This window comes from Aromatoleum evansii (assembly GCF_012910805.1).
Classification (GTDB): Bacteria; Pseudomonadota; Gammaproteobacteria; order Burkholderiales; family Rhodocyclaceae; genus Aromatoleum; species Aromatoleum evansii.
On the sequence record NZ_WTVK01000033.1, the window covers coordinates 52,163 to 64,612 of the forward strand.

The 12,450-nt window shown below is 59.5% G+C and carries 12 protein-coding genes; 7 read left to right on the plus strand and 5 right to left on the minus strand.

Going from position 1 to position 12,450, the window contains the following annotated elements; all coding sequences use genetic code 11:
* Positions 1-303: 303 nt before the first annotated feature.
* Together GO615_RS17120 and GO615_RS17125 are read right to left on the minus strand one after the other, a co-directional pair.
* Positions 304-612 (minus strand): hypothetical protein, encoded by a 309-nt coding sequence (locus GO615_RS17120; RefSeq protein WP_169130239.1) that lies wholly within the window; start codon positions 610-612, stop codon positions 304-306.
* 101 nt (positions 613-713) lie between these two features.
* Complete coding sequence (locus GO615_RS17125; RefSeq protein ID WP_169130241.1) at positions 714-1,007, minus strand: hypothetical protein; 294 nt, start codon at positions 1,005-1,007, stop codon at positions 714-716.
* A 197-nt stretch (positions 1,008-1,204) separates the two neighbouring features.
* On the opposite strand from GO615_RS17125, the gene GO615_RS17130 reads away from it, so the two are divergent.
* The 7 genes from GO615_RS17130 to GO615_RS17160 all read left to right on the plus strand — a co-directional run bounded on the left by GO615_RS17130 (position 1,205) and on the right by GO615_RS17160 (position 10,111).
* A complete protein-coding gene (locus tag GO615_RS17130) occupies positions 1,205-2,134 on the plus strand; it encodes a DNA-binding protein (RefSeq protein WP_211167198.1) in 930 nt (309 codons plus the stop codon).
* A 1,100-nt stretch (positions 2,135-3,234) separates the two neighbouring features.
* A complete protein-coding gene (locus tag GO615_RS17135; protein WP_169130243.1) occupies positions 3,235-3,828 on the plus strand; it encodes a hypothetical protein in 594 nt (197 codons plus the stop codon).
* The gene (locus tag GO615_RS17140) at positions 3,788-5,758 is read left to right on the plus strand and encodes a hypothetical protein (protein ID WP_169130245.1); all 1,971 of its coding nucleotides are present in this window, start codon (positions 3,788-3,790) and stop codon (positions 5,756-5,758) included. Before GO615_RS17135 ends, GO615_RS17140 begins: the two co-directional genes overlap by 41 nt.
* A 10-nt stretch (positions 5,759-5,768) precedes the next feature.
* Positions 5,769-6,812 carry an ATP-binding protein gene (locus tag GO615_RS17145; RefSeq protein WP_169130247.1) on the plus strand — a complete coding sequence of 348 codons (1,044 nt, stop codon included), beginning with the start codon at positions 5,769-5,771 and terminating at the stop codon, positions 6,810-6,812.
* 46 nt (positions 6,813-6,858) lie between these two features.
* Complete coding sequence (locus tag GO615_RS17150) at positions 6,859-8,358, plus strand: hypothetical protein (protein ID WP_169130249.1); 1,500 nt, start codon at positions 6,859-6,861, stop codon at positions 8,356-8,358.
* Positions 8,333-9,505: a site-specific integrase gene (locus GO615_RS17155; RefSeq protein WP_169130251.1), complete on the plus strand. Its 1,173-nt coding sequence runs from the start codon at positions 8,333-8,335 to the stop codon at positions 9,503-9,505. Before GO615_RS17150 ends, GO615_RS17155 begins: the two co-directional genes overlap by 26 nt.
* A gap of 147 nt (positions 9,506-9,652) precedes the next feature.
* A complete protein-coding gene (locus tag GO615_RS17160) occupies positions 9,653-10,111 on the plus strand; it encodes a helix-turn-helix domain-containing protein (RefSeq protein WP_169130253.1) in 459 nt (152 codons plus the stop codon).
* A gap of 472 nt (positions 10,112-10,583) precedes the next feature.
* Here the strand turns inward: GO615_RS17160 and GO615_RS17165 are convergent, their stop codons facing one another.
* The 3 genes from GO615_RS17165 to GO615_RS17175 all read right to left on the minus strand — a co-directional run bounded on the left by GO615_RS17165 (position 10,584) and on the right by GO615_RS17175 (position 12,238).
* A complete protein-coding gene (locus GO615_RS17165; RefSeq protein ID WP_169130255.1) occupies positions 10,584-11,012 on the minus strand; it encodes an antitoxin Xre/MbcA/ParS toxin-binding domain-containing protein in 429 nt (142 codons plus the stop codon).
* 237 nt (positions 11,013-11,249) lie between these two features.
* Complete coding sequence (locus GO615_RS17170) at positions 11,250-11,429, minus strand: hypothetical protein (protein ID WP_169130257.1); 180 nt, start codon at positions 11,427-11,429, stop codon at positions 11,250-11,252.
* A 554-nt stretch (positions 11,430-11,983) separates the two neighbouring features.
* On the minus strand, positions 11,984-12,238 hold the full coding sequence (locus GO615_RS17175) for a helix-turn-helix domain-containing protein (protein ID WP_169130259.1): 255 nt from the start codon (positions 12,236-12,238) through the stop codon (positions 11,984-11,986).
* Positions 12,239-12,450 lie beyond the last annotated feature (212 nt).

The window sequence follows — 12,450 nt, forward strand, 5'->3', positions numbered from 1 at the left end:
GATTGAAAGGCGCAACCGGTTTCCATTGTTGAAGGGCAGGGCGCGCAGATCGCGATTGTGACTTGCCGCGTCCGAATCCAGCCCTTTGCCGAGAGAACAACCGTCACTGCTGCGTCTAGGACAGTCGGTGCGGCGCTGCGTGCCGTAGCGGCAGGTGCCGTCTCAACCACCGTGCGGCGATCGTCGCCGAAACGTGCGGCATCCGCTTTGATTTCATGGATGACGGCATCCCGGAGCAGGGACCGGTCTTTCAACAAAGCGTCGCGTTACTATTGTTCGTCTAACAGTTTAGCAAGTTCCTGTTCAACCTTGATGCCTTCCATCCTCGTGAGTTGTCGAAGTTTCGTTTGACGGCAGGCCCAATGCGCGCGGTCTTGCGCCGGGAAAGGCGGCTTCGTATTTCGCATCAGGCTCGCCAAGCTCATACAGCGACCCCGACGCTGTGACGATCTGCCCGTCTTGCACGCCGCAAATGGCCGACGTTGTTATTTCGTGCCCGTCCTCAAACCTCGGGTGGCCGAATACCTTTCCGTGCAGGCTTCTCGTCCGCAACTCGGGCGGGACATAGGCGTGCGCAGAGTTAGCGCAAATGCTCCATTCGTCGATTCTCATCCTCGCTTCCTTCTCCGAAAGGCCTTCCAATATCCTGACCAAGGCCGACAGTGCGCCTTCGGCGGCCTGCCGCTGACCTTAGCCGTTCGGTACAGTCTTTCTTAGAACGCGCTGGATTCAAGCCCCGAGTTCTCGTCTGCTGCTTCGGACTCGAGCTTGAAGAAGTCGAGTCCGGCCGGTGTACAGATCAGCCGGCTATGGTTTTCCGAGTACCGAGCCAGGCCTCGATACACGAGGGCCTTGGCGCTGGTCATGAAGCCGGCCTGCGCGCCGTTATTGCGCGTGATCTTGAAAGCGGCCTGAATGCGCAGCTCCCCGTCGAGATTGAGCAGCGACAGCATGTAGCGCTGCGGGGCTGTCAGGTTGCGCCCAGGCTTTGCGGTGTGCGTGGCCATGTAATTCTCCTTGGATGGTCTATAGTGTTTTTACGGTGTTCATCCATCCGACGTGCTCATGCAAAAGGTCGATAAGTCGCAATTTGAGCGACCCTGCACGCAGCACCGATTTTTCGCGGATTCCCCATCCGTGATGCGCGCAGCCCGGCGCCATTCCGGGACTACCGTATTTTGTTGACACGCGCGCGGCGGAAGCCCTGGCGCGCTTCTGGGCGGAACTGCGAGAGAAGAGCCGCGTCCGCATCGAACACCCTGACCTTCCCGATACGCTGAAAGTGGCGGCAGGGGAACTTGTGGGGCGGCTATGGAGCGAGGCCCAAGCGGCAGCACAAGAGAATCTGAATGTCTTCCGGGAGGAGGCCACCGCTCGCGTCACCGCTGCCGACGTCGCAAAGCAGCGCGCTGAACAGGACCGGCAGGCTGCTAACCAAGAACTCGAGCATCTGCACGAGGCACTCAATGACTCCTCGGAGCGCATCCTTTCGCTGGAACGCGTTTTGGCGGCGGAGCGCGCGGAAAAGGAGGGGCTTGCCGGACAGCTGTCGACAGCAAGGAGACAGCATCAGGCACTCGAAGCGGAACTATCGGCTGCGCGCAAGGACTTCGCGTCCGAGCTCGAAAAGCAGCGCGATGCCTTGCGGCGGGCGGAGGATCGCCATGAAGCGGCCGAGAAGCGTGCGTTGCTGGAAATCGATCGCGAACGCACGACCACTGCGAAAGCGCAGAAGGAACTGGTGCAAATCCGGCAATCAACTGCGGATCTTGTTCAACGGCAGCGGGACGAACTCGGTGCTCTTCAACAGGAGCTAGGAGACGTCCGCCAAGCCCTGGGAGCCGCAGAAGGCAGCCTCATCAAGATGAGGGAGGACGCGGAACAGCACATCGCGCAGATGAACGTGATGCGCGAGCAACTTTCTCAACGGACGACCGAGGCTGCGCTCCTGCAGCGCGAGTTGGAACTCCGTGACGAGAAGATCAAGACTATGGTGCAGGAATTGCAGCGGGCCCGAGAATCCGCCGATCCAGGCTATAGCGCAGCAAAACTCAAGCCGCGAAAGCGGAAAGCTTTCCTACCGGTCACGACGGAGAACCCCGGATCGGCAACGCCCCCCGCGAAAGCGCGCTAGATCTGGATCGCTGCGCGATCGATCGCCGATTGGCTGTTGCGCGCATGTCAACAAGTTGTGGTGCTGCGATGTGGCTCGTGTCAACAAAATGTAGTATCAAAAGTCAAGAGATGTGGTCCAGCGAGTCAGCAACTTTTGAGCGGGTGGACACAAAAGCGCGCATCAGACTCGAACGGAAAACTTTCATCTGCGGGGTCTTCTCCATAAGTTTGCGGAAATTTGCGTCAAAAATTTGAGACGGAATAACCCGAATTTTCGAATAAGGACAGATTTTTACTTACTATCCTGATGCCGCATCACAATGGACCCAATGTCCCGAAAGCGGATGCAACGTGCCGAACCGAAGAGTGGTCCTGAGACACTCCACGTGTCACTGATGCGGTGTCGGTGCAAAGAAATGCCGTCGATCCCAGGTGAACAGGGGATTCTGAATTATCGAGCGCAAGCATCGCAGTGCAGGTGAAGTGAGACCGCGCGACCGCATGGTCGGAGTACCGTTACCGCTTCACGAACTGCGCCGAATGCGACCGCGCGCTCGTCGCTAGCAGCAGCCGCACGGCGCGGTTCAAGAACGGTTTATCGCCTTCGGACCTGCCTGACGATCAACCTTGTTCCGCTGACACGGCTGGCCGTTCCGTGTCGCCGAGGGGCTCATGAACTCGCTAGTGCAACTCAATGGGCCTTAATCTTCAGGTGCCCAGCCACACCCACGTGTCGCGCCGATTGGCGCGACTTCAGGTAACGATTGCCGATCCCCGAGAAAGCGCCAGGCACACACGCGGTGGACGACCCGACGGAGCTAAATGTCGTCTGCGAGACGAAGTGGAAAGTGCAACAGCGCGGAGTGGGAGATGCACTTGGCTCAAGATTTTTCTCGCGTCGGATCAAGACCAAAAGCCCGACAAAAAAAGTCAACTATAATGAAACCGGTGGTGGATCTCGGAGGCACCCATATGGCGCCGGGGCCGCGGCTTGGTACACGGTTGAGAGGAAGGTTGGCGCCTGCCTACTCGGCCCGTGGACGACAGCGCAGTACATTATTCTCGGTTTATAGCCCACGCACTGATCGCGACTGGATTCTTCGGGGCGAGGTGGCGTGGATGCATTTTCTGCTTGTGGAGAGCGATCCGCGCGTCAAGGCAGTCGATTACGCCCCGTCCACACATGTCGTCCGCGCGGGCGATGTGGAATTTGCCACCGATTTCGCGGCCCTTGTAACGTATCACGACGGCAAGTCCGAATATCGCCAATTAGTGACGACGTCCGCTCTGCGGAACCTCGACAGGCAATCCGTGCGCGAGTGGGAAACGAAGGTTGCGATTGCTGATCGAGAGGGGATTCATTATGTCCAGTACACCGAAGCGGAAATTCTTGCAAATCCGCTGCGAATAGTGAACTGGCAACGCGTGATTGCATGGTTGAGTGCGGCTCGCTGTTATCCCCTTCGTCCTCTTCAGGTTGAGATCAGCGCATTGCTGCATGCTCGCGATTGCGCGTCGGTGAAAGATATTCAATCGCTTGGCGCCGGTGCTCTGGGTTCTTGCTATGTCGCGGCTGCGTTTAAGGGTGTCCAGGATGGACTTTACTGGGCTGATCTTGACGACAGACCATTGAACAAGAACACGTCCGTCAGGATTCTACGGAGTACGGACCATGAAGAGGGAACGCTACACGAGGCGAAACCTTCCACCTGAGTTTGCCGATACGAGTCGATGGCGGCGAGTCGATGTAGAGGCGCTACCAGAAGAGCAACAAACGCGGTTCTGTCGCCTGCAGTTGGCAATTCAGACCTATTTACAGAGCGGAAGCCTGAAGACGGCAAGCGCCCTGAGTCACGTCCCCAAGAGTTCAATCCTCGATCAACTCAATCGTTGTGTGTCGATTGCTGCAGACGGTCAATTGTGGGGATGGGCGGGACTTCTTCGGAGCGTTCCGGTCAAGGCATACGAACGCCGGATAGGCGTGCCGCGAGGGGCCCCGGGAGCAGCGAGGGGTTTTGCGGGCGCATTTTCGAAGTTCCTTGAGGAACACCAGGCGATCCGTGACGAACTTGACGCGATAATTCTCGGAAATGCGCGGCGAGGCAAGATTCGTGAGGCAGGCATTTCAATTAAATCCGTCGCAAAGACGTTTAGAGAACTATGTGTTACCCAAGGCATTCACGAGGACGAGTATCCGCTGAATTCCAAATCGTGCGGAAGAAAATCGATTGAACGATATATGAAAAATCTCGTCGAAGAGGAGCTAATTGCGGGCACCCGTGCCCGTTATGGTGACGAAGCGGCGCGCCGATTGTCGATTGGAACGGGGATGTCTCGTGCGCCGTTGAACGTCGCACCCTATGACGCGGGCGGCATGGATGCCCATAAAATTGACTGCATCGGCTGTGTAGTAATTCCCGGGCCTGCGGGTCATCAGTCAGTTGCGATTGACCGTCTTTGGCTCGTCGTTCACGTGGAAGAGGTGTCAAAAGCTATTATTGGATATTCTGTTGCTATAAGAAAAGAGCCCTCTTCGGCTACGATTGAACAGACTCTGATTTGCACCGGGGAGCAGTGGCGCCCGAGAGCGTTGAGCATTCCAGGGCTTCGCTATGCCGAAGGGAGCGGTCTGCCTTCAGGGGTTATCCCGGAGTTGATGGGATGTTTTCCCGCAGTCATCAAACTTGACAACGCAGCACCGCATTTCGCTGTTCGCATTGCGGAAAATGCTAGACGACGTACTGGGTGCGTGTTGGCTTGGGGGGGTATCGGCCGTTGGGAGCACAACAAGGTCGTTGAACGACTCTTCAGGACCTTGGAATCATATGGATTTCACCGACTTCCGTCGACCACCGGATCAAACCCCAACGATCCATTGAAGGCCAACGCGATCGAGGAGGCGATCGAGCACGCTATTACCTGGGAGGCGCTATTGGATCTGACCGATGTAATTGTCGCCGAGTACAACGCAACGAAAAGCCGCGGATTGGGCGGTCGGTCGCCGCTGGAGGTCCTGCGCGACCACCTCCATGCATTGGAGCCTTCGTTCCTTCCTCGCTGTCTTCCGCCGCCGACAAGTAGTCAGCCAGAATTGGGGATTGTGGTGGAAACACGAACGGTCCGTGGAAACCAGAGCCAAGGCCGCAGGCCGTACGTCGAGTTGGACCGTTGTCACTATACCAGTCCGCTTCTTGCCCGCTCTTTTGGTTTGATCGGTACGCAGATTCGAGTCCATGTTCGCGAATCGGACATGCGGATCGTGGTTGCTTTCTTCGCGTCGGGCGGGGAATTGGGAACGCTGCGCGCTCAAGGGGCTTGGGGGAATATTCCGCATACCCGCGAAATGCGCAAGCAGATCAACGCGCTTTGCGACGCGGGTGAACTGTGTTGGGGGCCAGGCGACGATCCTGTCCGGAAGCTGCTGCAGTACCTCGCCGACAAAGCGTATCGGGATGCGCAGCGCCGACCGCGGAAGATCTCCCGCACGGCGACGCAACTCGCTGAGGCGGCACATTCTTCCGGTCTTGCCGTGCCAGCCGCCTCGGCGCCGGGCCTGACTCCCGCGACGGCCCAGGAGCCCCTTCCCCGTCCACGGCCGATGCCGACAACGCTTAAGAAGCCAACATGGAAGTCGGTGACGTGAGGGTAAGGTAATGACCCTGCAAACATTTGAAAATTCAGTGCGCGACGGGCCCGCTGAAAGCAGGGGGGCAACGTCGTCGATTCTCATGCCTGGTGCCGAGCGCGAGGCGGCCTTTCAAGCGCATCCGGTGGTTGGTGATTTGGCAAAGGTACCGACTCCCGCCGTGAGAGGCGCATTCGACGTCGTTTGTCGCGCGGTTGTCCACCGCGAACCTGGCGTCTGTTTTACCGCCAATTCCAGGTTCGGAAAGACCTATGGAATGGAGGTGGTGCGAAGAACCTTGCCACAGACCTTTCCAGCCCTAGGGATTATTTCAATCGTGGCGAAGGACCATCCTCGCTCGTCGGAGGCGACATTTTTTTCCGATTTGTTACTCGACTGTGGACATCACGCAGCGGATGTCGGTACCGGGACAAGCAGGCGAAATCGCCTCATTAGCCTGTGGCTGGCTACGGCGCAAGCCTCCTCCGGCGATCGCCTCTTACTATCTATTGATGAAGCGCAGAACTGGCACGAGGAAGACTATACGTATTTACGTGATATTTCCAACTACCTTGCCGAGCGTGGTGTGAGGCTAATTACCGTCTTGATTGGCCATCCATTGCTGCTCGCACTTCGTGGGACCCTCTTGCTTGCCAAGCGGACGGATCTGATCGGCCGATTCATGCTTCATCCATATCCGTTTAGGGGGCTGACTTCGCTCGATGACGCTTCCGCGGTATTGGCGGCCTATGATAATCCCGAGATTTCCGAGTTTCCTGAGGGCAGTGGAATCAGCTACAGCGAGTTCTTCCGTCCGGAAGCGTTTCGGTCAGGATGGCGCCTCGCCAGAGAGGCGGAGGCCTGTTGGGCTGCGTTCGCTTCTGCCGCGGGGAAGCATGCCGGCAGGTATGAAGTGGGTATGCACTGGATGGCTACCGCGATCCGAGAGGTTCTCTACCAATACTGGGAAGAGGACCGGGGCGCCCCCGCCACCGACGGCGGCAGGTGGGACGTAGCAGTGAGTGAGTCCGGCTTCGAATGGAGTCTTGGGGTCACGCAAGATCCGTCATGAGAGGCAGGGTATGACTCACGCACCAGGTACCATCCCGCAGCGCGGAATGGCTCAAGACTTCGGGCAGACCGCTGTTACGCCCGTGCTGGTCGGAGGGTTCATCTGGCGAGACGTGTGGGCGAGCCCATTTGAGGGCCCGCTGACACGGTTGTGGAAGTTGCTCGTACTGAACGCGTCTGGCCCGGCGTATGTTTCACGAATCCTGTTTGGACGGAATCTGGTAGGCAGTGCTGCTGCAAAGACCCATGGCCGCAGCTTACTGCTGACACAGTGGATGGCGCCGGAGGGAAAACTGACCAACGCCTTGGCGGATTCGATCTATCGGGCTGGCTTGGGAACGTTTTCGAGCCAGTGGGCGAATGCCATTGCATCGGATCACCAGATACGATTCTGCAATAGCTGCCTTTCAGCCGGCTATCAATCGATTTTTTGTCAGATCGACGCATTGCTGCAATGCCCAGTCCATGGTGATCCGATTATCGACTATTGTATGCGTTGCGGAGCGCCCACGCCGCGGTACGCGCTAACGGCTGAAACCATGGCAATGCCGTTTTGTTGTCCGCGATGCGGTGGCGGCTTGAGTCTGCCGACGGCCGCGACCGCGTCCCTTTCGTGTTATGAGAGATCACGCCAAGAATTTGGAGATAAGGAAGTCAGTCAATATGGGATTATCGCTGACTGGCTGCGCAGGTTGGACGAGACCGAGATCTATTGGCCATCGGCGGCGGAGTGGCGGCCCGGATCCGATGCCGAACCGCCCGACAAGGCAAGGAGAGCGGCCGTCTTTTCCGTTCTGTCGAATATTGTGCCTTTCAAGTGTGGTGCCGGCGATACGGCAATCCCTCAGCTTCGGGTCGCAACTGTGCGCCATGACAAGAGCTCAGTAACCGTGAGCGCGCCGCGGAGCAGAAAGCGGGAGAACGCGGAGCGGATAGCCGTCTATTCAGCCATCTGTAAATCGGTCAGACGCGTGCTCCAGAAATACCATCGGCGCTGCCTCAAACAAGCGGAGGCGATTCTCCATGTCGAATGGGGGAACGACATTCTGTGGCCATCGAGTTCCGTATGTCCGTTTGCATTCGGATTCCAACTATGGAGACATCATTTTGAGGAGCGGCGCCAGTATGGAAAGACAGGGCGTACAGGCAAGTTACGCTTGCGCAAGAGGGTGTTGGCGTGGCCGGGTGACCGGGGGATTGACTCCGCGATGTGGGGAGAATTTGTCCTAATGTCGCTCCTCGCAAACCTTCAAGTGGCGATCGAGTGGTGTGAGCGGGCGTCGAGCCTCCCTGCGGATTACGGTCGACCGCTCACGCCCGACGTTCTTGAAATGATTCAAGACTTTCGTGCCGAGTTAAGTCCTCAATTCAGGGCGTGGTCGCCACGCGTAACGTACTTCGAATTCTCTCGGCATGGGGAGGACGGATTATGGTGGGCCGGGATCGCCGGCCCTCAGGTGAGGGTTGCTGGTGATCGCAGTGCCAGCCCTTTGTGCATTGGCAACGAATACGGTGAGACACGTGAACGGGCGCATCGCACCGCTTGAGCGCCTTGTGGTTCCAGAGCTGCTCGACGGACATGACGGAAAATTCCGATTGCCGCGCAAGATGTGTAGGATCGCCGCCGACAGTGATCTGGGCGCGGTCATGCTTTGGCTCGCGCGATACGAGGACCGTCCTTCGACTTATCGCTGTTATCGGCGCGAAGTTGAGCGTTTGCTGAATTGGGCATTGGTCGAAAGGAAGCTCGCAATGTCATCTCTAACCGAGGAGGATTTTGCTGCATATGAATACTTTCTTTTGCGTCCGCATCCGCCGGAGCGATGGATCACGACGTCGAAGCGTGAGCGTAGCGACGCTGCGTGGCTCCCATTTGCGGGCCCCTTGTGCGCGCGATCACGGCGCATAGCAATCAGCGTGTTGAGTCAACTGACAGACTGGCTGCGAGAGGTTGGTTACTGCAATATCGGACAGTCCCTCGCGCGCCATCGCTTGCTGACTCACCAGTCGGCCAGCACACTGGCCCTGGAATGGGATCGTGATCCTTCCGGGAAGGTGCTCGCATTTTCCGATTGGCGCGTGTTGCGGCGTAGCCTTTATGCGAGTCCATGCGATGAGAAACAGCTTCGTCGGCGTTTGGCGGTCGAACTGCTCTACTTTGCATCCCTGAGCATCAGGGAGGCCGTGCATGTGAAGGCTGACGATTTTGTCTTGGAAGATGGGTTCGTGCTTCTTCGGGTGCCATCGCGGGGACGTGAATTCTTCCCAATCTACGTGGTCCCGCCGCTCAAACAGACCATCGAAGCGTTGTTTTCCGTTCGCGCGGAAGAAATCGGGGACCTCTCGAGTCCAACATGGCGGGGTGCTGCCACGGCCTATTGTTCAATCTTGCACTCCGAGAACGTCGTCGGCTATGACGTTAAAGTCGCATTGCACGACGCAGCCGACTGGGCCCGCCGACAAGGCGACCACGGCGCCGCGGTACGGCTGTCACGTTCAACTCCGCACTGCCTGCGACATGCATTCGAGACCCATGCGGATGAACTTGGCGTTTCAGGATGGGCAACGCGTCTTATTGGGACGGGACAGCTTAGCGATTGGTGGGCGAAGCAGTATATGAGTCCGCGGTCCCGGCTCGCCCCAGTGGATATCGAACGTGGCTTTGCCGCCTTGGCGCGGTGCTGGAGCGAGTAGGGGCACGCAAGACGTCGGTCGAGTCGTTTGCGCAATAATGTCAAGTCTCCGGGTGTCCACACGCCGTAGTCGAACGATGTTCGCAGCGCCCAGCCATTGAACGATAATGATCGACTGCGGCGGGCGACGGTCCCGCGAGGGCGATTCATGCACATGACAATGTTTCTCGGTGAAACGGCGGCCTGTACCGCGTCGGCGGGATCCACGTCCATCTTCGTGATTTCAAACCAGGCGTCCGATGCGACCGCGGCTGCGCCGATGCGGCCCGGTTGGCGCGAGGTTCGCGACGTCCTGCAGGAACGGGAAGCCGATCCGGCGCGTCGCCAGCAACTGGCCAACGCACGCAAGCGCTTGGCGCACGTGTTGTCGGAGCGCGGCAGCGTGACCTTTCTGCGGCTGGAGATGGGCTTGTCGAGGCGAGCGCTGGCCGCATTGAGTTCGATTCCTGAAGCCGAACTGTCGCGCCTCGAGGGCGGGGCCGAGACGGATCCGCGGCTGTCGGTGTGTTGCAGGCTTGCGCAGGCTTTGGACCGATCGCTCGCGGAGATCGCGGCGGCGATTGAGGTCAGTGGCCGCAACAGTCGCGACTTGATGCGTACCTGGTAGGTGGGAGCCCGCGACGAACGCCAAGCCGCAGCGCGCGGACGTGCCGCTGGAGAGGCTCACACGGCTCGCACGCGAGGCGACACCAAAGGCGGCGCGTGATGCCGTCGCAGCGGGGCGCGCAGTGGCCGGATGGAAGGGCGGTCGCATGGAGGGGTTCGGTGCTGGGGGGTATCCGTTGTGCGCCGTGCGGCCCGATCCGGGTGCGCCCGCCGAAGGTTAAGGGCGCTCGGCGCGGCTATTGTATGGTTCGTTGTGCCACACGCGCCGTTTGCGACGCGCAAGGCTTGCTTGGGCGTGCCTGGGAGATCCGGTCATGTAGTGAAACTGGCTTGAAACCAATACGTTACGATAACTTCAGGGCAAGAATGCGGCGCGCGCTGCTGCAGAGGCCTGCACCGCGGGCACAACGAACCAGACAATAGGTCGTAACGGAGCGAGTCCGGAGCGCCACGCCGCGATCGTCGGTCGCACACTAGGCGTAGGCACCGGACTGCATCTGCGCCAACAGCTGCTCGAGCACCCTGAATCCCTCGAGCGTGTCGGTGAAGCCGGCAGGACGTCGCCCGCCCAAGGCCGGACAGGGACTGGCGAGCCAGTCCCCGACCCAATGTGGCGCATCAAAGGGCGTGTGCTGACTGGTGGTCCTCACCATGTCGTCCGCGATCTCGATCAGTCGCAGGAAGGCAAGGACGCGCTCGCTCTGTTCGGTCGTGAGCCGCTTGCCCTTCAGCGGCGCGGCGACGGGTGAGTGGGCGGCCAGTTGTAGCAGTTCGATCAATTCGGCCATCGAGCGACCGACGGCCGTCGCGATCTCGACGAGCGCGACAGACTCGATTCCGGCACGCAAGACGTTGATCCTGTCCATGGGATCGAGACGAATCAGCGCCCGCAGGTCAAGCACGGGGCGCTTCTGACTTCCCGCTTTGTGTCGCGGCCGGATCGCGGACATCGGGTGCATGGCGGACTTGGGCTGAAAGGAGCAGTCTAACCGAATCGCGCTGCCGCCGATCCCGGGGCAGTGCGCTGCGGGCGAGCAAACCCACCGGGCGCTCGTGGGGCAGATCGTTGCAGGCCCCGCTTCAGGCATGGGACTGCCGACGGTGGCAAAGGCACCCCGATGGGGATCCGAGAAAGCGAGTCAGCCCTCGTGAAAAATCGGGTACTTTCCCCTGTCGTTGCGCCGTTTCGCAGCCGCCTCCCTCCGTCCTCGATCCTCGGCCGTCAGCACCGCCACCGGTTTGCCCGAAAGTGCGAACAGCCGCCCGTTCAGCGCGTCGGGGGCAACCCGCTTAACGCGTTTGCCGATGCTGAGTTTCATCAACGTATCCAGCGCGGGATCGGTTACGGAGAAGAGCATACGCGTCTGAGGTGCCGGAAAGCGGCCAGCAACGCCTGCGGCGCGCCTCGGTAACGATTGCCTAAGTGTAGCGATCGTTGAAGATGGTACAGGCGAGCGCGAGAATCGCCGGACAACAGCCGGCACTTACACACTACCAGCCTCGCGCGCCGGTGTCCGGTTGGCGCGCTGAGTCGGTGAATGGGGGGCTTCCTTGTGCCATTGTGTGGTCGCGTGTGCCAGGTCGGGGGTATCGATCCCCCTGAAGACCTCGATCTCGCGGGTGTGCCTTCCGGGCCACTCCCACGGGAGGAGCGAGACGTGTCCATGATTTTTCGATTAAACGGCCACTTACGATCGCTTCCGGCAGAGGTGGCGCGCGCACGGTCAACAGGGGCGGCGGCGCCGGTGTCGGCACATGGAACCATACGATCGCGCCCACGCTGTCCATGGCCACAACAGCTCACCTCATCCGCCACGCGATGTCGATTCGGCGCCGAGCGACGACGGCGCTCCCCGCAAGCAGGCGTGACGGACTAAGTCGCTGGGCGATCGCAATCGAGCTTCAAGAGCTCAGCGGGCGGGCAGCCGAGCGCCTCGGCAAGACGCACGATATTCAACAACGCGATATTGCGTTGCCCACGTTCAACGCCCCCCAGATAACTGCGAGCGAGCCCGCTCTCGAGTGCAAGGCGCTCCTGCGACCAGCCGCGCGCGCGCCGCAGGGCCGCCACCCGTTGCCCGAACAGGATAAGCGGATCGCGAGGCGGCGTTGCGACAGTCGACAGCATCGCGCGATGCTAGGAAGTCGTGCACTATCGGGCCACGCTCTATGAGTGACAATCGGGCGCAATGTCACCTATAGTGCGCTCCGTTTGTCGTTTTCCGTTAAAGACCGGAATATTTCCGTTGAAGGCGGAATCGCCCGTTAAATCCCGGAATGAGATGGCACGCAGCGCGAAGAGCGCTACAGCACTGGTCCTAGCTTGGGAGAAGGAGTTGA

Excerpts from the sequence above, each read along its gene's own strand:
- GO615_RS17120 (WP_169130239.1), bottom strand. The coding sequence starts at position 612 with ATGAGAATCGACGAATGGAGCATTTGCGCTAACTCTGCGCACGCCTAT.
- GO615_RS17125 (WP_169130241.1), bottom strand. The coding sequence starts at position 1,007 with ATGGCCACGCACACCGCAAAGCCTGGGCGCAACCTGACAGCCCCGCAG.
- GO615_RS17135 (WP_169130243.1), top strand. The coding sequence starts at position 3,235 with ATGCATTTTCTGCTTGTGGAGAGCGATCCGCGCGTCAAGGCAGTCGAT.
- GO615_RS17140 (WP_169130245.1), top strand. The coding sequence starts at position 3,788 with ATGAAGAGGGAACGCTACACGAGGCGAAACCTTCCACCTGAGTTTGCC.
- GO615_RS17145 (WP_169130247.1), top strand. The coding sequence starts at position 5,769 with ATGACCCTGCAAACATTTGAAAATTCAGTGCGCGACGGGCCCGCTGAA.
- GO615_RS17150 (WP_169130249.1), top strand. The coding sequence starts at position 6,859 with ATGGCTCAAGACTTCGGGCAGACCGCTGTTACGCCCGTGCTGGTCGGA.
- GO615_RS17160 (WP_169130253.1), top strand. The coding sequence starts at position 9,653 with ATGCACATGACAATGTTTCTCGGTGAAACGGCGGCCTGTACCGCGTCG.
- GO615_RS17170 (WP_169130257.1), bottom strand. The coding sequence starts at position 11,429 with ATGAAACTCAGCATCGGCAAACGCGTTAAGCGGGTTGCCCCCGACGCG.
- GO615_RS17175 (WP_169130259.1), bottom strand. The coding sequence starts at position 12,238 with ATGCTGTCGACTGTCGCAACGCCGCCTCGCGATCCGCTTATCCTGTTC.